Source organism: Streptomyces sp. NPDC000229, assembly GCF_040300825.1.
Lineage (GTDB): Bacteria > Actinomycetota > Actinomycetes > Streptomycetales > Streptomycetaceae > Streptomyces.
This window is the reverse complement of sequence record NZ_JBEPEL010000082.1, coordinates 1-23,250: the sequence shown is the minus strand read 5'-3', so window position 1 is coordinate 23,250 and position 23,250 is coordinate 1. Positions and strand designations below refer to the sequence as shown.

Annotated in this window: 24 protein-coding genes and 1 pseudogene; 14 read left to right on the top strand and 11 right to left on the bottom strand. The window is 71.8% G+C overall.

Features of this window, described 5'->3' with window-relative positions:
* Window positions 1–478: 478 nt before the first annotated feature.
* The 3 genes from ABT360_RS29035 to ABT360_RS29025 form a co-directional block, all read right to left on the bottom strand.
* Window positions 479–1,633 (bottom strand): oxygenase MpaB family protein, encoded by a 1,155-nt coding sequence (locus ABT360_RS29035; RefSeq protein WP_351822817.1) that lies wholly within the window; start codon window positions 1,631–1,633, stop codon window positions 479–481.
* 424 nt (window positions 1,634–2,057) lie between these two features.
* Entirely contained in the window at window positions 2,058–2,360 is a 303-nt protein-coding gene (locus ABT360_RS29030) for a peptidase inhibitor family I36 protein (protein ID WP_351822814.1), read from the bottom strand.
* 75 nt (window positions 2,361–2,435) lie between these two features.
* Window positions 2,436–2,690: a hypothetical protein gene (locus ABT360_RS29025; protein WP_351822811.1), complete on the bottom strand. Its 255-nt coding sequence runs from the start codon at window positions 2,688–2,690 to the stop codon at window positions 2,436–2,438.
* Window positions 2,691–2,846: 156 nt separating this feature from the next.
* On the opposite strand from ABT360_RS29025, the gene ABT360_RS29020 reads away from it, so the two are divergent.
* Window positions 2,847–3,341, top strand: coding sequence for a DUF1877 family protein (locus tag ABT360_RS29020; protein WP_351822808.1), 495 nt, complete (start codon window positions 2,847–2,849; stop codon window positions 3,339–3,341).
* A 75-nt stretch (window positions 3,342–3,416) separates the two neighbouring features.
* On the top strand, window positions 3,417–3,785 hold the full coding sequence (locus tag ABT360_RS29015; RefSeq protein ID WP_351822805.1) for an MmcQ/YjbR family DNA-binding protein: 369 nt from the start codon (window positions 3,417–3,419) through the stop codon (window positions 3,783–3,785).
* Window positions 3,786–4,027: 242 nt separating this feature from the next.
* Here the strand turns inward: ABT360_RS29015 and ABT360_RS29010 are convergent, their stop codons facing one another.
* Window positions 4,028–4,912, bottom strand: a complete 885-nt coding sequence (locus tag ABT360_RS29010; protein WP_351822802.1) for an ATP-grasp domain-containing protein — start codon at window positions 4,910–4,912, stop codon at window positions 4,028–4,030.
* A 149-nt stretch (window positions 4,913–5,061) separates the two neighbouring features.
* Between ABT360_RS29010 and ABT360_RS29005 the strand changes: the two genes are divergently transcribed.
* Window positions 5,062–5,331, top strand: a complete 270-nt coding sequence (locus tag ABT360_RS29005) for a hypothetical protein (protein WP_351822799.1) — start codon at window positions 5,062–5,064, stop codon at window positions 5,329–5,331.
* Between the two features lie 132 nt (window positions 5,332–5,463).
* Here ABT360_RS29005 and ABT360_RS29000 read toward each other — a convergent pair whose 3' ends face one another.
* Complete coding sequence (locus tag ABT360_RS29000; RefSeq protein WP_351822796.1) at window positions 5,464–5,709, bottom strand: hypothetical protein; 246 nt, start codon at window positions 5,707–5,709, stop codon at window positions 5,464–5,466.
* A 358-nt stretch (window positions 5,710–6,067) separates the two neighbouring features.
* Here ABT360_RS29000 and ABT360_RS28995 point away from each other — a divergent pair, with 358 nt between their 5' ends.
* Together ABT360_RS28995 and ABT360_RS28990 are read left to right on the top strand one after the other, a co-directional pair.
* Complete coding sequence (locus tag ABT360_RS28995; protein WP_351822793.1) at window positions 6,068–6,403, top strand: ArsR/SmtB family transcription factor; 336 nt, start codon at window positions 6,068–6,070, stop codon at window positions 6,401–6,403.
* Between the two features lie 2 nt (window positions 6,404–6,405).
* Window positions 6,406–7,149, top strand: a complete 744-nt coding sequence (locus ABT360_RS28990; RefSeq protein WP_351822790.1) for a cation transporter — start codon at window positions 6,406–6,408, stop codon at window positions 7,147–7,149.
* Window positions 7,150–7,370: 221 nt separating this feature from the next.
* On the opposite strand, the gene ABT360_RS28985 is transcribed toward ABT360_RS28990, so the two are convergent.
* Window positions 7,371–7,784 (bottom strand): arsenate reductase ArsC, encoded by a 414-nt coding sequence (locus ABT360_RS28985; RefSeq protein WP_351822787.1) that lies wholly within the window; start codon window positions 7,782–7,784, stop codon window positions 7,371–7,373.
* 101 nt (window positions 7,785–7,885) lie between these two features.
* On the opposite strand from ABT360_RS28985, the gene ABT360_RS28980 reads away from it, so the two are divergent.
* Both ABT360_RS28980 and arsB read left to right on the top strand, forming a co-directional pair.
* Entirely contained in the window at window positions 7,886–8,194 is a 309-nt protein-coding gene (locus ABT360_RS28980; protein WP_351822784.1) for an ArsR/SmtB family transcription factor, read from the top strand.
* The gene (arsB, locus tag ABT360_RS28975; protein WP_351822782.1) at window positions 8,191–9,264 is read left to right on the top strand and encodes an ACR3 family arsenite efflux transporter; all 1,074 of its coding nucleotides are present in this window, start codon (window positions 8,191–8,193) and stop codon (window positions 9,262–9,264) included. The genes ABT360_RS28980 and arsB overlap by 4 nt, the downstream gene beginning before the upstream one ends.
* Window positions 9,265–9,311: 47 nt before the next feature.
* Here the strand turns inward: arsB and pstS are convergent, their stop codons facing one another.
* Both pstS and ABT360_RS28965 read right to left on the bottom strand, forming a co-directional pair.
* Window positions 9,312–10,430 carry a phosphate ABC transporter substrate-binding protein PstS gene (gene pstS / locus ABT360_RS28970; RefSeq protein ID WP_351822780.1) on the bottom strand — a complete coding sequence of 373 codons (1,119 nt, stop codon included), beginning with the start codon at window positions 10,428–10,430 and terminating at the stop codon, window positions 9,312–9,314.
* 116 nt (window positions 10,431–10,546) lie between these two features.
* Window positions 10,547–15,181 carry a hypothetical protein gene (locus tag ABT360_RS28965; protein ID WP_351822777.1) on the bottom strand — a complete coding sequence of 1,545 codons (4,635 nt, stop codon included), beginning with the start codon at window positions 15,179–15,181 and terminating at the stop codon, window positions 10,547–10,549.
* A 235-nt stretch (window positions 15,182–15,416) separates the two neighbouring features.
* Between ABT360_RS28965 and ABT360_RS28960 the strand changes: the two genes are divergently transcribed.
* Window positions 15,417–15,956 (top strand): hypothetical protein, encoded by a 540-nt coding sequence (locus tag ABT360_RS28960; protein ID WP_351822775.1) that lies wholly within the window; start codon window positions 15,417–15,419, stop codon window positions 15,954–15,956.
* 51 nt (window positions 15,957–16,007) lie between these two features.
* Here the strand turns inward: ABT360_RS28960 and ABT360_RS28955 are convergent, their stop codons facing one another.
* A complete protein-coding gene (locus ABT360_RS28955) occupies window positions 16,008–16,451 on the bottom strand; it encodes a MarR family winged helix-turn-helix transcriptional regulator (RefSeq protein ID WP_351822772.1) in 444 nt (147 codons plus the stop codon).
* Window positions 16,452–16,569: 118 nt separating this feature from the next.
* Window positions 16,570–17,136, bottom strand: coding sequence for a TetR/AcrR family transcriptional regulator (locus tag ABT360_RS28950; protein WP_351822769.1), 567 nt, complete (start codon window positions 17,134–17,136; stop codon window positions 16,570–16,572).
* 101 nt (window positions 17,137–17,237) lie between these two features.
* On the opposite strand from ABT360_RS28950, the gene ABT360_RS28945 reads away from it, so the two are divergent.
* From ABT360_RS28945 to ABT360_RS28925, 5 genes are read left to right on the top strand one after another with little or no spacing between them, the layout of a single operon-like run.
* Window positions 17,238–18,923: a CocE/NonD family hydrolase gene (locus tag ABT360_RS28945; protein ID WP_351822767.1), complete on the top strand. Its 1,686-nt coding sequence runs from the start codon at window positions 17,238–17,240 to the stop codon at window positions 18,921–18,923.
* Entirely contained in the window at window positions 18,920–19,873 is a 954-nt protein-coding gene (locus ABT360_RS28940; protein WP_351822764.1) for an ABC transporter permease, read from the top strand. The genes ABT360_RS28945 and ABT360_RS28940 overlap by 4 nt, the downstream gene beginning before the upstream one ends.
* The gene (locus tag ABT360_RS28935) at window positions 19,870–20,727 is read left to right on the top strand and encodes an ABC transporter permease (RefSeq protein WP_351822761.1); all 858 of its coding nucleotides are present in this window, start codon (window positions 19,870–19,872) and stop codon (window positions 20,725–20,727) included. Before ABT360_RS28940 ends, ABT360_RS28935 begins: the two co-directional genes overlap by 4 nt.
* Entirely contained in the window at window positions 20,724–21,719 is a 996-nt protein-coding gene (locus ABT360_RS28930; RefSeq protein WP_351822758.1) for an ABC transporter ATP-binding protein, read from the top strand. Before ABT360_RS28935 ends, ABT360_RS28930 begins: the two co-directional genes overlap by 4 nt.
* Window positions 21,712–22,503 carry an ABC transporter ATP-binding protein gene (locus ABT360_RS28925; protein ID WP_351822755.1) on the top strand — a complete coding sequence of 264 codons (792 nt, stop codon included), beginning with the start codon at window positions 21,712–21,714 and terminating at the stop codon, window positions 22,501–22,503. Before ABT360_RS28930 ends, ABT360_RS28925 begins: the two co-directional genes overlap by 8 nt.
* Window positions 22,504–22,560: 57 nt before the next feature.
* Here the strand turns inward: ABT360_RS28925 and ABT360_RS28920 are convergent, their stop codons facing one another.
* Window positions 22,561–23,109 carry a GNAT family N-acetyltransferase gene (locus tag ABT360_RS28920; RefSeq protein WP_351822752.1) on the bottom strand — a complete coding sequence of 183 codons (549 nt, stop codon included), beginning with the start codon at window positions 23,107–23,109 and terminating at the stop codon, window positions 22,561–22,563.
* A 53-nt stretch (window positions 23,110–23,162) separates the two neighbouring features.
* Here ABT360_RS28920 and ABT360_RS28915 point away from each other — a divergent pair.
* Window positions 23,163–23,250: pseudogene (locus tag ABT360_RS28915) on the top strand (tyrosine-type recombinase/integrase); the annotation flags it as partial.

Below are 23,250 nucleotides of genomic sequence, written 5' to 3'. Positions count from 1 at the left end.
CAGCGGAACCGTGCTCAGCAGTCGGTCAGCCCGAGGCGAGGGCAGGAGCGGCCCGTCGACCCAGGAATGTCCCCGATTCCCGCGGGACTTCCCGCGGGACAGCCACGACACCTCGTCGGCCGTCGGCATCGCGCTGACGGTGCTGGGCCCGGAGACCCACCGCGGCCGGCCGCCGTCACACCGGGAGGCCTGGACGGCGGACAGCCCCGTCCGCCGACACTTGCCCTGACGTGAGCGGGCGTGGCCGTGGCCGTCAGTGCCGCGCCGAGCGACCGCCACGAGGCGCCGTGCGCAAGTCCCGTGCGACGGCCGAGTTCATCGGAGCGCGGGTGGCCTCGTGGATTTCTCCGAGGAACGATGCGGCTGTTGGTCCTGACCGGCCGGGGCGGTGCCGGCGCACGGCGGGGTGGGCCCGCACCAGGCTCGGTGCGGGCCCGCCCACCTGCTGGGTTCCCTTGTCGTGGCCGCGCCCCGGTGGTCAGCGGTTGTCGTCGAGCTCCTGGTGCATCTGGGGCTGGTCGTCCTGGTCGTGGGTCACCGCGTAGTGCTCCATCTCCCGGAACGCGCTCGACGCGACGCCGAGGATGTCCTTGTACGGGTTGACCCCCACGGTCTTTTCCGCCCCGCCACCGAGGAGGCCGCCGCCGATCCCACTGACGACCTTGTGGCCGCCGGCCAGCGGCTTGGCGGCAAGGTCCATGACGCCCTTGGGCAGGCCGGCCATGTCGGCGTACTTGTCGGTGAGCGCGGTGCGGATCATGGCGATGAACGCGTCGTGGGACGGCCCGGGCAGGAACTTCTTGTAGTAGTTGACGGCCTGCTTGGTCATGAAGACGCCGTCGTCGGTCTTCTTCCACTCCTTGTCGCGTTCCTGGTTCCACAGGCGCTCGACCTCGTCGGCGTCCTTGGGCAGGAGCCACTTCTCAGGGGTGCCGAGGTAGTGGTTGACGTAGTGCCAGGCACACATGAAGCCGTGGGCGTCGTCCTTGGACACATCGATGCCGAGATTGCGCATGGCCTGGAGGATCTGGGTGGAAAAGACGCAGGCCGCGCCGGTGGTGTACTTCTGGGAGACCGGTTCGCCCCACTTGGCGTAGTCCCACTCGCCGCTCTTCTTGTGCAACTGGCGCACCGAGGCGTGGACCAGGCGCACTTTGGTGACGTTGGCGGCCAGGGTCCCGTCCGTCATGGCGTCCCTCTTGTCCATGTCGATGAACAGACGGGAGGACTGCGACAGGCGCCGACCCGGCCCTTCGACACCTCCCAGACGGCCGGTGGAGCGCAACGTGAAGGCCCCGGTCGGTGAGAGGTAGGTGCCGATCAGGCCGACGGTGCCCTGGAGCATGGACACCTCACCACGGTGGCGGTCGAAGAACTTCTCGGCGGCCTTGACGTCCGCCGTGCTCCAGCCCGGCGGCTCGGCCTCGGCGTCCTTCAGGAACTCCGCCAGCCGCGGTGGCAGGGAGGAGTAGTCCATGCCCGGCTTAAGGGTGTTGATGGTGCGGAAGAGGTGGTTGACCCCGTCGACTTCCCGCCTGTCGATGAGGTCGGAGACGAGCGCGTCGGCCTTCGGGTCGCCGGCCTTGCTCGCGGCCTCGAGTTCTTGGGCCACGTACTGAGCTGTCAGTGGCACAGCGGCTGCTCCGTTTCTCGGTGTGGGGTGCGGGGAACGCCGGCCCGTGGTCGGAGACCCGGGGCGTCCGGAGATCTCACCGTGTTCGCCTCCCGTGCGGCGCAGGAGGGGACGTGGTACGGCACCACGTGCGCACAGCGCACGGGTACCGGGCAGACACACCGCGACCGCTGGCTGCTGACCGGGCGGGCAAGATCTCCGGACGCGATCTTGCCCGCCCGGGGCATACGCCGACGATTCCCCGTTCGGAGTACACGGAAGTGCGCCCCGCGCACTGCGGGGCGCACGTGATGGGCATGCCGGATGCCATGACCTGGCCTGCCGGACCCCCTGGGGCGCGGCACACGGGGCCTGCTGCGCACGGGGGGGGCGCCCGCGGCCCGAAGGACGGAGCGATCTGCGTGGATCGGTTCCACTGCCCGGGTCAGCGGACGCGCAGCGAGCTCATCTGGTTGTCGTAGAGCTCCGCGATCATCGACCCACCGGTCCCCGAGCGGATGTAGATGAGCGGGTCCTGGTGGTTCTTGCCGTCGTACGTGTTCCATTCCCGGCCGGTCCTGTTGTAGAAGGCCGAGGCACGGTCGTCCATGCCCTGCTGGGCGAGGGCGGGGGAACCGGTCCGGAACCAGGCCATGGTGCCGGTGCTGTCGCGGTTGTCGAAGATGCACATGTACCCGTCGGGGCAGCGTTCGAAGCCGCCGGCGGCGTCTGCCGGGGTGGCTGACACGCCGGCCGCCAGGCAGCCGACCAACAGGGCTGAGGAGCATGTTCCGCAGGGGCGTGTTCGTCGTCGTCGCGGCCCTCAGCATGACAGGAAGCTCTCGTGGATCCAGACGTTCCCGATGACACCGACCAGGGCGGGAACCTGTGTCCCCGGTCCGGACCGGTACCGCACGCCATCGGCGGTGACCCGGCACATCTGGTCGGCGACCGTTCCATGGCCCGGTGCGGTCGTGGCGCCGGCCGGTGTGACCGCGAGTGTCGTACCGGCCGCCGCCAGCAGAGCGGCAGCAGCCACCATGCCTCGATGACGGGTCGTCCTGTTCCGATGTCCCATGCTCTCTCCCTCAGCATCGTGATGCGGTTCACCGCGGCCGCACGGCGGCGGCTCTCGTAAGGGGGGCGCGTGTTCCGGTCACGCATGCCGCGTGTTCGGATCACGCGCGGCAGAGCTCGGCAAGGCACTGTCGTATCCGCCGTCTTGCATGCGGCGATGAGCATCGGTGAGTACCGCCGTGTGACGGCGGAGGAACCGGAACGCGGCAGGCGGGACAGCGATTGGACCTGGAACCTGGTGGAGGACGTCCGCGAGGCGGAGGAGGCGACGGAACCGCCGGCCTCGGTGGCACGGTACTGCCATACGTACACGGCGTGGGCGCCGCTGGACGTCCTCCTGCGGCGCGTCGGTTTCCCGGTGGACGTGACGCACGGGGAGGAGGAGCTCCACGGGGAGGGCGAGGTACCCGGGTTCTTCCGGTACTTGCCCGTGCAGCGGGTGCGCTGCGCCGCCGAGGCCTTCTCCGCGATGCCGTACGACCGGCTCATCGAGGGTGTCGACCATGGTGCGGTCACGGATAAGGGCGTCGGCCCCTTCGCCGGTGACTCCGTCAAGACCCTCCAGTGGGCACGTCACTTGTACGAGGGGCTCGTCTCCTTCTTCGAGAGAGCGGCACGAGACGGCCATGCCGTGCTGGTGTGGCAGCAGTGAACCGCGGTGGTCGTCGACCTGGTATGCCCGCCTGGGCGGGGCTGCGTGTCAGTGGCACTGACTACCGTGGTGGCCATGATCGACGCCGATGACGTCCGCCGTATCGCCCTGTCCTTTCCCGAGACGGTGGAGAAGGAAGCATGGAGCATGCCCACTTTCCGGGTGGCCGGGAAGATGTATGTCACGATCCCCGACGATCAGACCTCGTTCGCCGTGCGCTGTCCGAAGCACGAGCGCACGGAGCTGATCGCCGCCGAGCCGGAGAAGTTCTGGGTGCCGCCGCACGAGGCCAGTTCGGCATGGGTCCGGGTGCGGCTCGCCGCACTGGACGGCCTGGACGAACTGCGGGACATCCTGGTCGACTCCTGGAGACAGGCGGCGCCGGACCGGCTGGCCGAGGAGCACCCGGACCTGCGGCCGGGCGCGGGGAACGGTGGTGGGTAAGCACCGACCCGGCAGGCGCACGGCACGTCTCATGACAGGCCTGGCGGGCAAGGGCGGGGCGTCGGACGGACGGGCGTCGTGGCCGCCCCAGGACCCGGAACTCCGCGCGTTCCGCGCATCACTTGGGCGACGACGCAGGTTGGCCGGGCCGCCGCCGCCCTCGGACTGCGCAGCCGGCGAGGGGGTTTTGGCATGGGCTCCTGGAGTGGGCGCCGATGGGAGGAGCCGCGGGCCGCGAGCGATCACACCGTAGGCGGCGTTCCTGCCGCCGCCAGTCGTCGGAGCAACTGCCGGGCCGCGGCCCCCTTCGGCAGGTCGCTGACCTGGCCGTCGCCCACCTCCACCACCCGCCACTCGCCGTCTTCCCGCAACGCGAGGTCCGTTGTGACGAAGCGGCAGCCCAGCGCAGCGACCAGCGGCCGGACGAAGGCGGGATCGGGCTCCGGCCGCAGTCCCGGGCTGTCGGGGTGCGCGGTGACGAGGACCGGGCTGCCGTCGACCCACCAGACGCGCGCCTCGCCGACGCCGGGGCGGAAGCGCTCGAAGGCGCGGATCACCACGCCCCCGACGAGAGCGTCGCCCTGAAGCTCCAGGAAACGGGCGACGACGGAGGCCAGGCGGCGCGTGTCCGCGAGGTCGGGTACGAAGCAGGCCTCGTGCCACTCGTGCTTACGGGATTTCACATAGTCCTTGACGACCGCCGGCCCGCCACCGAGTGCGGAGGCCGCGGCGGCGAGATCCGATGCGGCCGGGGGCGTGCCAGGAGTGGTGGGGAGCCACACGCTGCGCGGGGTGACCGGCTCGAACACCCCGTACCAGCCGGGAAGCTCGTGCGCCCGCCGGTAGTCCTCCGGCGAGGTCGCCGGCGTCACCCCGCGTGCGGTCAGGGCGTCGGACAGGACACCGTACTGCTCGGCCGTGAGCATCCAACCTCGGTACCAGGCGGCTCCGGAACCCTTCGGGACCCGGGCCACGGCAGCGGTCGCGTCACCGGCCGTCAGGGCCTCATGGTCGATCAGCGCGACCGGGTGGACCAGGTCACGGGCCGCACAGGCCTCGTCCGCGAAGTGTCCGTCGGTGCGTTGTGGCCGGATCGGATCTGCGCAGAAGATGAACGTCGCCCCCATGCGCGGCACTCTATCCGGCTCGTCTCCCATCCTCCCGGCCGGTTCGCAGCCGGTTCGCAGCCGGTCAGCAGCCGGTTGGCGGCCACGACCAGCGGCCCACCACCCCGCTGCCGGTTCCATTGTCAGTGCCGGATGTGAAGCTGACCGGTATGGACGACAGGATTCTCCGGCGCCGGGTCTATGGCGCCGACCACGACGACCCGGACCCCGGTCCACGCCCCGACCGTGTCTACGGCGAACTCGTGGGCGGGCCCCTCGACGGACTCCTCCTCGACATCACGGGCTGGAGCGGGTCTCAACTTGGCGAAGAGGCCCGGCTCCCCACGGAGATAGGCCGGTACGGTTCCGGTGGCCGTGCCCACTACCGCCGGCGCGGAACCGATCCCGATCACTGGGACTGGACCGGTGACAGCCCGTGATCCCGCGCCCGGTGCCGAACCGGTCGGGTCAGGCTGTGGCGGGGTCGGGCTCGGCGGCCCGTGCCGGGGGCGCGAGGCGGCCGGTGCAGTCGAGGCCGTACAGCGTGCCGACGCAGCCAAGGCCCAGGAGCGTCAGGGCGATCCGGGGCAGGGCGGATACTCCGGCGGCGCGGGTGGCGGCGAGTGCCGCACCGGTGAGGAAGTTGCCGGGCGGTCCCCCTCCCCCGCGTCCTCGGTGAGGGTGTGCGGGTCGACCACACGGGTGCAGCGGGTCCGGCCGGTGACTTCCTTTTCGTCGAACCGGCCGAGGGACCCCGGTTCCGATGTGGGCGAGCGGGCGAGCAGGCCGTGGGCGGCGCAGTAATCGTCGTCGTACACGGTGCCGAGGTAAGCGCTGCGGACCGGCGGGGAAGATGGCCGCGATGCGGGTGTCCTCGGGCAGGATGCGGGCGAGCCAGCCGACGGCCAGGGCGACCGCGACCGCGCCGACGCTCCAGCCGCCGGTGGCTTCGTGGGACGCGGCGAACTAGTGGGCCTCGGAGACACTGTCGTGGGCGACGTGACGGGTTGGATGCTGGTGCCGGTCCGCGCATCAGCCGCGGTCGCGGGGCCGGCCGGCCGGCCGAAGATGGTGGACACGATGGTGTCGGGTGGGAGAGGTGAGCTCCGCACGGGACGGAAGGACGGCAAATAGTTCAAAGTTTCCTGAATTCATGGAGTCGTGTACCTTCAGGGTGTGCTGACACTTGCCCCCGAAATCGAGGTGCTGGCGCGGTTCGGCCGCGCGCTCGCCGACCCGATCCGTTGCCGTCTCCTACTCGCGTTGCGTGAGGCGCCTGCCCATCCCTCCGACCTCGCCGACCGCTTGGGCATCTCCCGCACCCGGCTGTCCAACCATCTGGCCTGCCTGCGGGACTGCGGCCTCGTCGTGACCGTGCCCGTGGGCCGCCGTGTCCGCTACGAGCTCGCCGACGAGCGGCTCGGGCGGGTACTGGACGATCTGCGAACGGCCGTCGTCGCCGTCGAGGCGGACCGGACGTGCCCCGACGCCGACGAGAAGGGTTGCTGCTGACCGTGGCCGTGACATCTCTCGGGCCCTCCCCCGCGCGCCGGGACACACTCACCCGCCGAATACGCCTGCTGGTCACCGCCACCATCGCCTACAACCTGGTCGAGGCCGTCGTCGCGATCACCGCGGGCACCATCGCCTCTTCAACCGCGCTGATCGGCTTCGGACTGGACTCCGTCATCGAGGTGTCCTCGGCCACCGCGGTCGCCTGGCAGTTCTCCGCACCTGATCACGCCGCCCGCGAGGCCCGTGAGAGGCGAACCCTGCGGATCATCGCGGTCTCGTTCTTCGCTCTGGCGGCCTATGTGTCCGTGGACTCCGTCCGTGCGCTCGCCGGGAGTACGGAGGCCCACGGTTCGCTCCCCGGCATCGCGCTGGCCGCGTTGTCGCTCGCGGTGATGCCGTTCCTGTCCGCCGCACAACGCAGGGCCGGACGGGAGCTCGGGTCCGCCTCCGCCGTGGCCGACTCCAAGCAGACGCTGCTGTGCACCTATCTGTCCGCCGTACTGCTCGTCGGCCTCGTCGCCAACGCGACCCTCGGCTGGTCATGGGCCGACCCGATCGCCGCGCTGGTCATCGCCGCGGTGGCGGTCAAGGAAGGCCGGGACGCGTGGCGCGGCGACGGCTGCTGCGCCACGCCCGCTTCCCCCTCCACGCCGACGGCCGCGCCCGCTTGCGCCTCGGCGCCGACGCCCCCGGCCACAGCGACGGACGCGTGCCGCCCCAGCGTTGATGGCGGCTGCTGCTGACTCTGCGGTCGTCCGCCCCCACCGGACACACTGCCGTCACGGCCGCGTCGCAGCGGCCTGACAGAGACCCGGCAGCGAAAGACCAGGGGCCTTTCGGACGACGGGCAGGACTTGGCGGGCGCGCGGCGTCGGCACGGCACTGTCGGCACCGGCAGCACACCTGCGCGGCACACCACCGCGGTGACGGCGCCGCGGTGACGGCGCCGCCCCGCTCGACGCACTCACACGGCGTTGTCGGGAGCGATCTCCTCGATCAGGCCCTCAACGAGCTTCTTGATCTCGTCGCGGATGGGACGTACGGCTTCGACGCCCTGACCCGCCGGGTCCTCCAGCTTCCAGTCCAGGTACCGCTTGCCGGGGAAGACCGGGCAGGTGTCGCCACAGCCCATGGTGATGCAGACGTCCGACGCCTTGACCGCGTCCACGGTGAGGATCTTCGGGGTCTCGGCGGACATGTCGATGCCCACCTCGCGCATCGCCTCGACGGCGGCGGGGTTGACCTGGTCGGCGGGGGCGGAGCCGGCCGACCGGACCTCGACGCGGTCTCCGGCCAGGTGGGTCAGCCACGCGGCGGCCATCTGCGAGCGGCCGGCGTTGTGGACGCAGACGAACAGGACGGAGGGCTTCTCGGCCATCGGAGGTCTCTCTTGTCTCGCGACGAAGCAGGCATATCAGGGTTCACTGACATCAGCACCTGGTGGTGTCACCCACCACTGATGTGTGACAGTATCAGCCCATGATGACGTCAGTCGACACTGAACTGATCCGCGTCCTGGCCGACCCGCTCAGGCTGCGGATCGTGGCGCTGCTGGCCCGTGAGACCCTCTGCACCACCCACCTCGTGGAGGAGACCGGCGCCCGCCAGACGAACCTCTCCAACCACCTGAGAGTGCTGCGCGAGGCCGGGGTCGTGGAGACCGAGCCGTGCGGCCGCTTCACGTACTACAAGCTGCGGCCCGACGTCATCGCACAACTCGCTGACCAATTCGCCGAGCTGGCCGCCACCGCTCGTACCGCCGCCGACAACAAGAGAGCCTGCCCGTGACCCGCACCGAAGCACCCGCGACCACCGAGGAGACATCGGTGGTCGCGAAGCTTTCGACGCTCGACCGATTCCTCGCCGTATGGATCCTGCTCGCCATGGCCCTCGGGCTGGGGCTCGGCCGGGTGGTCCCCGGTCTGAACGACGCCCTGGCGAAGGTCGAGATCGGCGGGATCTCACTGCCGATCGCCGTCGGCCTGCTGATCATGATGTACCCGGTCCTGGCGAAGGTCCGGTACGACAGACTGGACGCCGTCACCGGTGACCGCAAGCTCATGGTGTCGTCGCTGGTGATCAACTGGGGCCTCGGCCCGGCGGTGATGTTCGCGCTGGCGTGGATCTTCCTGCCGGACCTCCCCGAGTACCGCACCGGCCTGATCATCGTCGGCCTCGCCCGCTGCATCGCCATGGTCATCATCTGGAACGATCTGGCCTGCGGCGACCGCGAGGCGGCCGCCGTGCTCGTCGCGCTCAACAGCGTGTTCCAGGTCCTCGCCTTCGGCCTGCTCGGCTGGTTCTACCTGGACCTCCTGCCCGGCTGGCTCGGACTGGGCGATGGCGCGGCGCTCGACATCTCCATGTGGAAGATCGCCCTGAATGTCGTCATCTTCCTCGGCATCCCGCTGCTGGCGGGCTTCCTGACCCGCCGCATCGGCGAGAAGAAACTCGGCCGCGAATCCTACGAGTCGGGTTTCCTGCCGAAGATCGGGCCGTGGGCGCTGTACGGGCTTCTGTTCACGATCGTCATCCTCTTCGCGCTGCAGGGGAAGACCATCACCTCCCAGCCGCTCGACGTGGCCAGGATCGCCGTCCCGCTGCTGGTGTACTTCGCGGTCATGTGGTTCGGCACCTTCCTGCTCGGCAAGGCCATCGGCCTGAACTACGACCGGACCGCGACGCTCGCCTTCACCGCCGCCGGCAACAACTTCGAGCTGGCCATCGCGGTCGCCATCGCCACCTTCGGTGTGACGTCCGGCCAAGCCCTCTCCGGCGTCGTCGGCCCGCTCATCGAGGTTCCGGTGCTGGTGGCCCTGGTGTACGTGTCACTGGCCTGGCGCAAGAGGTTCACGTAGAGGCGGGCTGCGGAGGCCGGGGCGCCCCGTCCTCCGGAGCCCCCTGATCAGGACAGGCCGCTGACGACCTGCCGCACCCGTGCGGCCACGTCGTCCGGCAGGGGGGCGTAGTGGATCCGGGAGAGTTCTCCCTGGCCCTCCTCGCTCGCCGTGTAGGTGAGGAAGGACTTCAGGGCGGGCAGCACATCCGCCTGATTCCCGGAGTCGCACACGATCTCGTACGTGACGAGGACAATGGGGTACGCGCCGCTCGCCCTCGTCCTGTGGTCGAACGTCAGCGTCATGTCCTTGCCCGCACCGCTCACATGCGCCGTGGCGATACCGGCCGAGGCGGTCTCGGCGGAGACGGCGACGGGTTCCGCCGCGCCCGTGTCCAGCCTGACCGCGGGGAGCCCCTTCGCCTTGGCGAAGGACAGCTCGAAGTAGCCGATCGCGCCGTCGATCCCCTGCACCTGGGACGCCACTCCACCGGAGCCGGCGGCCGACCGACCGCCCTTGGCCTGCCAGGTCTTGCCCTTCGGGTACGGCCACTCCTCGGGCGCGGCTCCGGCGAGGTAGGCGTTCAGGTTCTGGGTCGTGCCCGATTCGTCGGAGCGGTGCACCGCGCTGATGGGGGTGGCGGGGAGCTGGATGCCGGGGTTGAGCCACTGGATCTCGGGCGCGTTCCACATGGTGATGTCGGAGTCGAAGATCTTGGCGAGGGTGGCGGCGTCCAGGACGAGGTCCTTCACCCCGGTGAGGTTGTAGCCGATGGCGATGGGCCCGCCGACCATGGGCAGATCTATGGCCCTGCCTCCCCGGCAGGCCTCCCGGGAGCGCTCCACCTCATCGGGCTTCAGCGGACTGTCGGTTCCGCCGATGACCGTCACCCCGCGCAAAAACTGGGCAACGCCCCCGCCGGAACCGATCGGCACATAGCGGATCTCCACCCCGGGGCACGCCTCTGTGTACTCGCGCATCCAGTGCTTCATCGCGTTCTGCTGCGCGCTGGAACCCGACGCCGCCAGCCGGCCCCGCTCCGCGCACACGATGCTGCTCGTGTGCGCGGGGGACGGACCGTTGTCACTGACGGCCGTGGTGCCGCAGGCGGACAGGAGCAGGGCACCCCCCGCCACTGCCACGCCCGTGCCCAGCAGACATCCGCGATGTGCCCGTCGACGCTGCACCTGTCGTTCCTTTCCGAAGGCGGGAACATAGATGCTTGCCTCTATGGGCGGGGCCCTGGTGACGCACCGACGAACATCCGCCGTCCTTTGAGCGACGTGCTGGGCGCGCCCGGCTGTTACCCGCGGGCCTCCTTCCAGGCCAGCGCGAAGAGTTCGTGCACCGGCAGGGGCGGCAGGAGGCGGGTGAACGGGCCTCGGAAGCCGCTGTCCTCCGTCGTGACCAGGTACAAGGGGAGCTTCGCCGTCTCCAACGGGAGGTGGGGAGCCTTGAGTTCGGTCCACGGCCCCGGTATGAACGCCGTCCGACCCACACGGGCGCGCTTGCCGGTCTCGATCGCGCCGACGGATGCGAGCTCGGCCTGGGCCTTCTTGTGGCGGGCCGCCGTCCAGCCGTTCCACCGCCGGACGTTCTGGTCCGTCGGCCGGGCGAGGGCGAGGAGCTGGAGGTACAGGGCGGCCGCGTCCGGTCCCACGGAGAGGGCGTCCGAGACTTCGGCCGACAGGTCCGGGACGCTGTGGCGCGGGTTCGTCTCGTACGCGCCCGACGGTACCGGGGTCTCCTCGGCGCGCCTGACCATGCGGGCCAGGCCGCCGTTTTCCTCGTACAGGATCTCGATCCGGCGTGCCGCCTCTTCGACCGGGGTGTCCTTGCGGCGGCCGGCCAGCCCGGACGGGCGGAGGAAGACCTCGGTGCCGGGTACGGCGACGACGAGGCAGTCGTCGTCGTACGCCACCGAGGGGTTGTTCCGGCCGTACTCGGACCAGGTGCACGGCAGTACCGGGCCCTCGTAGGGCCGGAACGCCGGGTCGGCCGGTGCCGTGCGGGCGAGGTCGGCGTTCCAGCCGACGGGGACGAGCATGCCGGGGTCGTTGAGCGTGTGGAGCACTTCGGTGTGGAGGCGGCGGGCGTGCGCGCGTGCCGGATCGCCGACCGGGCGCTCGGTGAGCAGCCAGGCCAGGACGGTGGCGGGGCGGGTGTGCGGGAGGTCCGAGGACCGGACGTACTCTCCGGGGCCGCCGTCGTCCTTGGCGCGGTGGAGGCTCAGGCCGCCGGTGCTGCCGCCGGCGAGGACGAAACGCGGGCGCGGCGGGGTGTGGGGCTCCGGCCCGGTGCCGGGCTCCTCGCCGTCGGTGGAGGCGGAGAGGCGCTGGGCCCATTCGATGCCGATCCCCAGGTCGGCTTCGAGGGCCACCGCCAGGTCCTCGTCGGCGTACGGCCGGCGGCCGACCAGGCGGTTCCACTCCTCGCCCATGCGTTCGGCGGCACGGACCATGCCTCCGTCCGCCCACAGGTCGGCCGGGTCGTCGGGGACGCCCGCGGCGAGGACCGCTCCGGTGCCGGACGGGCCGATGGTGTGCGGCAGCCCGTTGTACACCCCGCCGACGTCCTTGTCGGCCTTGTACGGCGCCGTGCGCAGCAGCTTCTTCTGTTCGTCGTATCCCATGGGGCGGGGCAGTCCGGCCAGGACCAGCGTCGCGAGGGAGCGCCGGACGCCGGTGCGGCGGCAGAAGGCCAGGACGGCGTCCGGGCCGACGGGCAGCGGCCCGTGCTCGTCGAGGAGTCCGAGGAAGCGGGTCAGCCGGGAGGCGTCGTCACGGGTGACCGTGACGGTGACGGTCTCCGGCGCGGCCGCCCGGTCGGGATTGGTCACCTCGTCGGGGGCGATGGTCCCCGAGGGGGCGGGGGCTTCCGCCGGCTGGACGAATCGCACGGTCTTGGCCCGGTGGGCCGGTCCGGAGACGGCGGCCCGCAGGCGCTCGTCGTCGAAGCAGGCCATGGGAGCCCTGCCGGTGCGCCAGGTGCTGCCCCGCACGGCGAAGGGCTGACCGGCCCAGGTCTCCAGCAGTGCCCTGAGCGCGGTCCGCTGGTGTTCGCCGGTGAGGGCCACGGCGGCGCGCCAGGCCGCGGCGTCGATGTGGCCGAGCAGCACGCTCCAGTCGAAGGGCTGCGCCGGCGGAGCCAGGCGGCGGGTCTCGTCGTCGAGCTCGCCACGGAGGAAGGCGCCGTCCGCGGCGACGGCGGTGAGGGTGGCCGGGTGGGGCTGCGGGTCGCGGCGGTCGCTCGGGCCGCGGTACTCCGGCAGGAGGCCCCACAGCGCCGGCACCAGCTCGGTGTCGGGGACCTGGGCGGGCAACCGGACGGCGGGCCCGGACCGCATGATGCGGACCCGCCGGGACAGCTCCTCGCGGCGGCGCAGCACGTCCGCCGCCAGCCGGGCGGCCCGCCGGACGCCCGTTGCGATGTGCGCGTCGGACACCCCGTCCGGGATCCGCTCGGGGTCGGCGAGGAGGGCGCGTACCGCCTCGTCGGCCACGGCGCGCAGGGCGGTGGAGGAGGCGGTGTCGCGTGGGACGAGGAAGTGCCAGAAGGCGGGCGGTGGGAAGGGGGTGTCGCAGTGGGAGCGGCGGGCGGTCCTGTAGCCGGGGACGTTGGGGCTCTGGAAGCCGCGTACTTCCCACAGCAGGGAGCCGTCCTCGGAGGCGTGGCAGCGGATGCTCGCCTCCTCCGCGAGGACGCCTTCCTCGCCGCCCTCGGGCATGCGCACGATGCCCCAGGGCTCCTGGCCCAGTTCCGATATCCGGTAGGTGGCGGTGCGGCCGTCGATGCCTTCCAGGACGAAATCGGTGGGGGCCTCCGTGCGATGGCCGGTGCGGTGGAGGACGCGGAAGCCGACCAGGTTCCCCGCCTGGCCGAGCGGGGACGCGGGGGCACCGTGGGGCAGCGGTGCCAGTGTGCACGCCCTGGGGAACAGGGCCGTGCCGGGGCGGAGTTCGCCGGAGGTGTGGAACTCGGGGAGGGTGGTGTCCTCGGTCCGGGCGCCGGTCGCCGGGTCGAGACGGGCCCATCCCTTGAAGTACGTCTCGGAGCTCCACATACGGCGTCCGTCGGACATCTGCAGGTCGGCCCCGGCGATGCCCTCGCGGCCGCCGGGGCGCAGGACGCGCTCACCGTCGTGGCGGCCGCCGCCGTCGGCGCTCTCGAACTGGAAGCCGAGGCCGCCTCTGATGGACCCTCCGAACGGGATGACGCCCAGGACGTCCTCGGGCACGAAGACGTCGTCGGGGCGGTCGGCCCAGAAGGCGTGCTCGGCGTATCCGGCCTCCCGGGTGTTCCAGCCGACGAGGAAGTGTCCGCCGACGAAGTGCACGGAGTGCATGGTGGTGTCGTCCGGGACGGAGAAGTCGGCGGAGGCGCGCGGCCCGGCGTGGTCGACGGCGACGGCCCGGGTGTGCGAGTACACGCTCAGCACGGGCCAGGTGCAGGTCACGCCCGCCACCTCGTGGCCCTGCTCCTCGAACTCGGCGAGTACGGCGTCCAGGGCGGGCCAGCTCAGCTCTTCCGGCAGTCCGGCACGAAGGGAGCGGGCGAGCGGGCCCACCAGGTCCAGCGCCGCCAGGGCCTCCTCGATGCCGTCCAGCGCGGTCGCGGTGGGCCGGTCGAGCAGGGTCGCCAGCTCCTCCACGGCCTCGTCGGCGGCGCCGAGCCCACCGCCGCGGAGCGCGTCGAGCAGCCCGTTGACCCGGCGGTGCACCTCGGCGGCGATGCCGGAGTTCTCCGGGAGGCGGGTGATGGCCGTGCCGGGCGTGCGGGAGCCGGAGAAGCGGCCGCGGAGCAGTTCCTCGTGGACGGTGCCTTCCAGGCGCGGCCCGAAGACGGGGTCCTCGGCCAGGGCCTTGAGGTCGCGGCGCGAACGGTCGCCCCAGAACTCCAGGGGTACCTGTCCGCCCGGGTCCTCGACGGGGATGCCCTCGGCGAGGCAGGCGTCGAGCAGGTCGGCGTCCAGGCCGGTGTAGTGCCACTTGGTCTTGTGGAGGCACACCGGGACGCCCGCCGCGCGCAGCCGGGGGGCGAACAGGGCCACGAACTCGAACAGTTCACCGGGCATCGGCTGGCGCACGATTCCGCCGCCCGAGGGACGGAAGGCGTAGTCACCGGCGAACCGTCCCAGCCAGGCGGCGTGTCCGCCCTCGGGGACGATCCGGCCGGCAGCCGGCGCCTGGGCCGCTCCCGAGCGGATCAGCAGCCGCAGCCAGGGTGCCGCGTCGCTCTTCGACGAGGGGAAGAGCTCGAGGAGAGCCGCGTTCACCTCGTCGCCCTGCGGGTGCTCGGCCAGTACCGCCGCCGCCGCGTCCAGCAGGGTGTCCGGCAGGGCCTTGCCACGCGCCTGGGCCAGGACCGTGCCCAGAACGCGGGCGTCCTCGTCGGTGCCCATTCCCGCCGCCTGGGCCGATGCCCGCACGCGGCGTGCCAGGTCGGCCGGGATCTCGCCGGGGGACGCGGCCCACACGGTCAGCAGCCGGACGTACTCCTCATGCGCTTCCTTCGGCGGGAAGGTGGCCGCGACCCACCGCTGGTACGCCGTCAGTTCCTTGGCCGGCAGGGCGCCTGCGCGGGCGAACAGCAGCGTGTTGGCCCGGTGGAAGTCGGGGTCGACAGCGAGGGCGTGCTCCCGCTCGGCCTTCCGGGCCTCCGCGTACGCGCGCCCGGCGTGGCGCGGTGAACGCACCGCGGCGGTCAGCCAGTGCCCCACCGTGTCCCAGAACCACGGCAGATGAGCGGGTGGAAGCTGCCGGGCGTGTATCGCCATCCCGTCCAGGAACCGCCCCGGCTTCTCCCAGGCCACGGGCAGCTGTCGATTCGCCGCGTCGAGCAGGTCCCGCGCCGCGGGTCCGGCGCCGGGGTCGTGCGCGAGGACCCAGTCGACGTACAGGGCGGAGGAGATGGGCGTCCGGGGAAGCGCAACAATCATGGAAGGCATCCTGGCACGGGCCACTGACAAGGCCGGGTGCCGTACGCCGGCCCCCACGGGCCGATGGGGGCGATCCGGACCGCAGCGGTCATGCCGCGTGCCACCGGGGCGCGGCGGCCCCTGCTGGGGTCCGGGCACGCGGCCCCGACGGCAGCCGTCAAGGGACCGCTGGGACTCCGTCAGCGCCGCGTCAATCGGTGCCGGCGGCGGCTGTGTTGCGGCTACGGTCGTCGCCATGGAACGTATCCGTGGTGTCGGGTCCGCCGAACGGCCCGCCTCGGTGGTGCGGGACGGCCGCTGGGCGGTCGACGCTCGTTTCGCGTGTGCCTGTGCGGGGACCCTGCTCGGGCTGCTGCTCCTGGTCGACGCGGGTGCGGGGAGCCTGACGCGGTGGCGTGCCGTGCTGTGGGCCGCCCTGGCCGTACTGCTGTGGGCGGTGCTCACTCCGCCGAGCGTCTCCGCGCGGCCGGGCCTCCTGGTCTCGCGTGGCCTGCTGCGCGAGCGGAGCGTACGCACCGACCGCCTGGTGTCGGTGCGCCGGTCCGACGGTGTGGCGCAGCGGCTGATCCTGCGGGACACGGAAGGTGGTCGCGTGGAGCTCGACCCGCGGGTGCTGGTCGCCAATCCGCCGTTGTGGCGGGTGGTCGACGAGGACGCCCGCGCGTGCCTCGCCGACGGGCTGCTGCTGTGCGGAGCGGCCGCCCTGCGGCAACTGTCGGCGCGTGTGGACCGCGAGACGGCCCGCACGGTCTTCGAAGCGTCCGGACTGCGGTAGCCGGCCGGGGGCGCCGCACCCGGGCAGCCGCGGCGCCGCAGGACGGTCGCGTCAGGGCGCTTCCACCAGGGGCGGCTCGCCCCAGGAGGCGGTCAGCGCGGTGCGCAGGCCGGTGATGGTGTCCTCGCCGATGCGCTGCGCCAGGTGGTCTTCGAGTACGGCGAGCGTGGCAAGGGCACGGCGGTGGACGCGGGCGCCTTCGGCGGTGGTACGGATCAGGCGGCTGCGGGCGGAGGCGGGGTCGGGGACCTGTTCCAGCAGGCCCATCCCGATGAGGCCGTGCACGGCTTGGTGGACGGTCTGCCGCGTGACGCCGATCCGGCGGGCGAGCTCGGAGATCGTGGTGCCCCCGTCGTCCAGCGTGGCGAAGACGGCGCCCTGGGCGGCGGTCACCGGCTGCTCGCCCGCGGCCCGCATGCTCGCCTGCAACGCGTCGTCGAACCAGCGCTTGGCCTCGATCAGCAGCTGGGGCAGGTTCCGTGCGGGGGTGGTCATGGCTCCTCGGAAAGCGCGGTGGGGTTCGAGCATAACCGTGCCCCGGCGCCCGCCCGTTCCGGCCCGCCCTCGGCCCGTCGCCACGCTCCGGTGTCACCGCGGACCCACCGGCGGCCCGTCAGTCGCCCACCAGCGCGTCGACGACGGCGCGGGCGACCCGGCCCACCCGCTCGGCCGACCAGAAGGCCGGGTCCTCCACCGTGGAGATGAAGTAGCCGCGGGTCAGCAGGAAGAGGACGTCGGCGGCCAGCTCCGCGTCGGGCACCCCGGCGGCGAGGGCCGCCTCGACGAACTCCTGGCGAGATTCGTGCGGCTCACGCTGGTCGAGCCCGTTCGGGTCGGTGTGCACCGACGAGAGCATTTCGACCCACAGCGTGCGCAGCAGCAGGTCGTCGGGTTCGGTGCTGAGGTTCCACTCCACGATGGCCCGCAGGCGGTCCTTGCCCTCCAGTTCCCCCACCCGCGCTTCCAGATCGGCCCGCCAGCGGGACTCGGCGGCACGCACGGCGTTGGTGATCAGCGCTATCCGCGTGGGCACGTAGTTGGTCACCATCGCGGTGGAGCCGCCCAGTTCCTTGGCGACGGCGCGGATGGTGACCGCGCGGGCTCCGTCTCGGGCGGCAACGGCCAGGGTTGCCCGGGCGATTTCCTTGCGGCGCTGGACTTCGTCGACGTCGATCGGCATGAGGGCAACCTAGCTCAGGAGGGGTTGACGCTGCGGGCACTCAGATGCAACGTTGTTATATCACGTTGTTTTCTCAGCGTTGTCTTCTCTGTGGAGGGCCCATGAGCCTTGCCGTTGAGCGCGTCACCCCCCAGCCGGTCCCTCCGCACGCGCAGCAGCACATGGTGCGCATGCGCGACGGTGTGCTGCTGGCCACCGACGTCTACGGCGCCCGCCCCGACCCCGCCCCGACCGTGCTCGTCCGCCTGCCGTACGACAAGAACAGCCGCTACGTCTTCTTCGAGAAGACCGCGCAGCGGTTCACGGAACGCGGTTACGTGATGGTGGTCCAGGACGTCCGGGGCAAGTTCCGCTCGCAGGGCCGCACCCTCGGCTGGACGGGCGAGGTGGACGACGGTTACGACACCCTCGAGTGGGTGACGCACCAGCCGTGGTCCAACGGGATCGTGGGCATGTTCGGCGACTCGTACTACGGCTTCACCCAGTGGTCGGCCGTCTCCAGCCAGCACCCCGCCCTTCGCGCGATCGTCCCCCGGGTGACGTGCACCGACAACGGCCCGGGCGTGGCCGGTTACGACCCCGGGTCCGGCCGGCAGCCGTTGTGGCTGGAGGGCGCCGACTACCAGGCGCACGTCTGGGTCGACAACGACAACTACGAGTACGAGGCCGACCTCACCACACGTCCGCTGATCGCGGCGTACGAGCAGGCCTTCGCGGCCATCGGGAAGCGTTCGCAGGGCTTCGACCTGATCGTCGGCGGCATCCCGCTCCCCCCGTACAACGGGCCGCACCCCTATGACGCGCGTCCGGTTCCCGTCCTGCACTGCGTGGGCTGGTTCGACAACCTCGGCATCGCCCACATGCGCGACTACACCGAACTGGCGCGGCGCCCCGGGTGGGCGGCGCTGCAGTACCTGATCGCCGACACGACCGACCACGAGAACTACTTCCTGGAAAACGCCCCGGTCTCCCCGGACACCGATCACCTCGCCGACGAGGCCGCCCTCGACGCCATGCTGGACGCCTACACCCGTCCGGCACTGGACTTCTTCGACGTCTTCCTCAAAGGCACCGCCCGGCCCGAATCGCTCCCGAGCGTGCGGTGGAAGCTCGGGCACGTCGGCTGGCGCACGTCGACGGCCTGGCCCCCGCCGGAGGCGGCGTCGATCGACCTGCACCTCGGGGAACCGGAGGCCGCGACCGGGCCGGTGCCCGGCGGCCGGCTCACCGCCCGTCCGGCAAGGGAGGCGGGGTCCGTGGAATGGCGCTACGACCCGGACGACCTCGTACCCTCCGCCACCGCCAACACCTTCATGGTGTTGCACGACCACCCGGACGAGCGGCCCACGGCGGACCGGGACGACGTCCTCGTCTTCACGGGGCCCGTCTGCGACACGCCCCTCGACCTCGCCGGGCCCGTGGACGCGGTGTTGCACGTCGGAAGCACGGCGCCCACGTTCGATGTGTTCGTCAGGCTCCTCGACCTCGCCCCGGACGGCACGGCTCGGCTGATCGTGCGCGGCTGCGTCCAGGCGGACGCGGCCGGTGAGGTGGAGATCGCCCTCGGGCACACCGGCTACCGGGTGCGTCCCGGTCACCGTCTCACGCTGATGGTCACCAGCAGCGACTTCCCCAACCATCTGCCCAACTCCGGTTCGCACGAGGACCCGTGGCTGACGACCGCTCCCAGGGCGAGCCTCCAGACGCTCCGCACCGGTCCCTCCCACCCCTCGCGTCTGCGCCTCACCGTCCTGCCCGGCAGCGGTACCGGGGGTGACGGGCCATGAAGCTCCGCTTCGTCGCCACCCGGCTGGCCACGCTGGTGGTGACCGTCCTCGCCTCGAGCCTGGCCATCTACGGCGCCCTGTTCCTCACCCCCGGTGACCCCGCCACCCTGCTCATCGGCGGCAGCCGGAACCCCGACCCCGGCGTACTGGAGCGGATCCACCGCGAACACCACTTGGACGACCCGTTCCTCGCGGGCTACTGGCACTGGCTGAGCGGCTGCCTCCAGGGTGACTTCGGCACGTCCCTGGTCTACCGCGACTCCGTCGCCGACCTGATAGGCGCCCGCGCCGGCGACACCGTCGCGCTGGTGGCGTACGCGTCCGTCCTGGTCCTCCTCGTCGGTACGTTCACCGGCACGGTCGCCGCCCTGCGCGGCGGCCGGACCGAGACGCTGGCCACGACGCTCACGGCGGGCGCGATGGCGGTGCCGACGTTCCTCATGTCGGTCCTGCTCATCTGGGTGTTCGCCGTCCGGTTGCCGTGGTTCCCGGTGTACGGCTCCGGCGAGGGGTTCACCGGCACCCTCGCGCACCTGACGCTCCCGGCCCTCGCGCTGGCGGTGACGTGGATCGGCTACGTAGCGCAGGTCACCCGGACCGCGGTGCGCGCGGAGCTGCGGGCGGAGCACGTGGAAACCGCCCGGAGCCGCGGCGTACCCGAACGGACCGTGATCCGGCGGCACGTGCTGCACAACGCGTCCGGCCCCGTGTGCGCGGTGTCCGGCGTCGGCATCGCGGGCCTCATCGCCACCGCGGCCGTCGCCGAGCAGGCTTTCGGCACCGGTGGTCTGGGGGCCCTGATGATCGAGGCGGCGTCCAAGCAGGACATGGCCGTGGTCCAGGCCGTGTCCCTGATCTTCGTGGTCGTGTTCGTCGTCATCAACACCGCCGTCGATCTGACCAGTGCCGCGCTCGACCCCCGAGCCGCCGCGCGGAAGGGGACCCGATGAGCACCACCCTGCTGGGCCGCGCCACCGCCGCTCCCCGTACCGGACGCCCCCGCGACCGCGTGACCCTCGGCGCCGGTTGTGTGGTCGCCCTGTTCGTCCTGCTGGCCGCGCTGGGCCCCCTGATCGCCCCGTACGACCCGAACGCCGTCGATCCGCTGCTCGTCAACGCCGGACCGTCCGGCGCCCACCTCCTGGGCACCGACGACACCGGACGCGACATCCTGTCCAGGCTCATCTGCGGCGCGCGCGCCAGCCTGGCCGCCCCGGCCGTCGTCATCCTGGTCTCCACCACCCTGGGCACGCTGCTCGCCCTGACCGCCGCCTGGGCCGGGGGGTGGCTCGACCGATTCGTCTCCGGTGCCCTGGACGTCGTGTTCGGTTTCCCCGGCCTGATCATGGCGGTGCTCGCCGCCGCCGTTTTCGGGGCGGGCCTCACCGCCCCGATCGTGGCGCTGTCGATCGCCTACCTGCCGCTGATCACCCGGGTGGTGCGGTCGGCCGCGCTCAAGGAACGCCATCTGCCGTACGTCTCGGCACTCCAGCTCCTCGGAGCGCCCACGCACCGCATCTGGCTCCGCCACCTGCTGCCGAACCTGCTGCCCCTCGTGCTCGTCCAGGCCACCATCGGCTTCGGGTACGCCCTGCTCGACGTGGCCGCCATCTCGTTCCTCGGGCTCGGCAGCCAGCCGCCGGACCCGGAGTGGGGCCTGATGGTGGCCAACGGAGCCCCCTCGATCCTCGCCGGCCAACCACAGCAGTCGCTGTACGCGGGTCTCGTCATCCTCGTGGTGGTGGTCGCGTTCAACCTGCTGGGCGCGGGGCTGTCCCGCCGCCTGCTCGGAGAAGACGCATGACATCGACACCACTGCTCCGGATCAACGGCCTGCGCCTCGACCTTCCCCTGGACGGCACGCTCAAGACCGTCGTCCACCGCGTGGATCTCGACATCCCCGAAGGCAGGGCCGTCGCCCTGGTCGGCGAGTCGGGTTCCGGGAAGTCACTGACGGCCCGTTCGATCCTGCGCCTGCTGCCCAAGGGCGCCCGGACGAGCGGGGAACTGCTGTTCGCGGGCGAGTCGGTGCCGGACATGACCCGGGAACGGCTGCGGGGGTTCCGTGCCTCCGACGTCGCCATGGTGTTCCAGGACCCGCGCGCCCACGTCAATCCGGCCCGCAGCGTCGGTGACTTCCTGGTGGAGGGCCTGACGACCGCACGGGGTGTGCCCGTCGCCGAGGCGGTCACCAGAGTCGTCCGGATCCTGCGGGAGGTCGGTATCGGTGACGCGGAACGGCGGATGCGGCAGCGCCCCCACGAGCTCTCCGGCGGCCTGCTCCAACGCGTCATGATCGCCGCCGCGCTGGCCGCCGAGCCACGGCTGCTGCTCGCCGACGAGCCGACCACCGCGCTCGACGTGACGACGCAGGAGGAGGTGATGGCGATCATCGGTGAGGCCCGTGAAGCCCGCGGACTCGCCATGCTGTTCATCACGCACGACCTCGAACTGGCCGCCGCCGTGTGCGACCGGGTCATGGTGATGTACGCGGGGACGACGGTCGAGGAGGTTTCGGCCACCGGGCTGCGCGGGCATGCCGCCCACCCGTACACCCGGGCCCTCCTGGCCTCCCGCCCCGCGGTCGGCGACACCCGCACCGAGCTGCGGGCCGTCGCGGGCAGGCCGCTGTCCGGGTTCGAGGCACCGACGGGGTGCGCCTTCAGCGACCGGTGTCCCGGTGTGCGAGACCGGTGCCGAGGTGAGCGGCCAGCACCGCGCCCGGCCGGCGGCTCCACAGTGGCCTGCCACTTCCCCCACACGCCCACGTCCGAGGAGGCCGCCAGGCATGCTTGAGGCAAAAAACCTCCGCAAGGTCTTCGGTGACTTCGTCGCCGTCGACGACGTCACCTTCACCCTTCCGGAGCGGGGGTCGCTGGCCGTCGTCGGCGAGTCGGGGTCCGGCAAGACGACCACCGCGCGCATGATCGCCGGGCTCGAAGCGCCCAGCGGAGGGCGGATCGTCCTCACTGGCAGCGCGCGCCGCCCGACCGGACGCGGACGGCCGGCCGAGCGGCGAGCACGCGGCGGGCGCATCCAGATGGTCTTCCAGGACCCGTACTCCTCGCTCGACCGGCGCCAACGGGCCGGCGACGCCGTCGCGGAGGCCGTCAGGCTGCACCGGCCGCTGCGGGGGGACGCGCTCCGCGCCCGGGTCGCGGAACTGCTCGACATGGTGGGCCTGGACGACCGGCAGGCGCGGTCCCTTCCCCGGGCGCTGTCGGGCGGCCAGCGTCAGCGCGTGGCCATCGCCCGGGCGCTGGCCGCCGAACCCCGGGTACTGATCCTGGACGAGGCGATCGCCGCGCTGGACGTGTCGATCCAGGCCCAGATCCTGGGCCTGCTCGCACACATCAGGGCCACCACGGGCACGGCGCTGCTGTTCATCACGCACGACCTCGGTGCCGTCCGGCACATCAGCGAGGAGGTCCTGGTCATGCGGGCCGGGAAGGTCGTCGAGCAGGGTCCGGTCGAGGACGTCCTCGGCCACCCGCGGGATCCGTACACGCGGCGGCTGATCGACTCCATACCCAAGCCGGGCTGGAAGCCGAGCAGGAGGACACGGCCGGCGGCGGCGTGAACGGCGCGAGGGCACTTGTCCGGGCACAGGGGGCCGGGCAAGCGCCCTCGCGCGTCCTCAGCAGCGCCGGCTCATGAACAGTGCCGTCTCCCCGGCGGACTCGGTGCCTTCGTAGAGGGACGTGTCCAGGCCACAGAACGTGAAGCCCGCGCGCCGGTACAGCCGGATCGCGGGCGCGTTGACGTTGGTGACCTCCAGCCAGACGTGGCCGGCGCCCAGTCCACGGGCCCGGTCCATGGTCCGGTGCAGCAGTCCCGCGCCGATGCCCCGGCCACGGTGGTCCGGCGACACCGCGAGGTCGGCGATGGTGAGGCGCCGGTTCCACGCCTGGTACGTGGTGGTGACGTACCCGCACACGCGCTCGCCGTCCACGGCGACGAGCGTGTGCGCGCCGGGCAGGTCGCCGTCCGCGTCCTCCTCCGGGAACACCTTCCGGAGTGGCGGATCGACCTGCGTCTCGTCGATGGAGAACCCCGTCCCGGTGGCGGTGACGGTGAAGGCCCTGTCCGTGGTGAACGACCCGTCGATGGCGTCGATGCCCGCGAGGTCCTCGGGCCGTGCCTCGCGGTGGACCAGGGTGCCCTGGTGGTGTCCGGAGATCGTCATGGGCTCAGTCTAGGGAAACGCCCGGTGGGCCTCGCCGCCCGGCCGGGTTTCCGCACTTCTACGCATCCGTGCTGCTCGATGCGGGCGAGAGCATCAAGGCTCTCAGCGAATACCTGGGCCACCACGATCCCGGCTTCACGC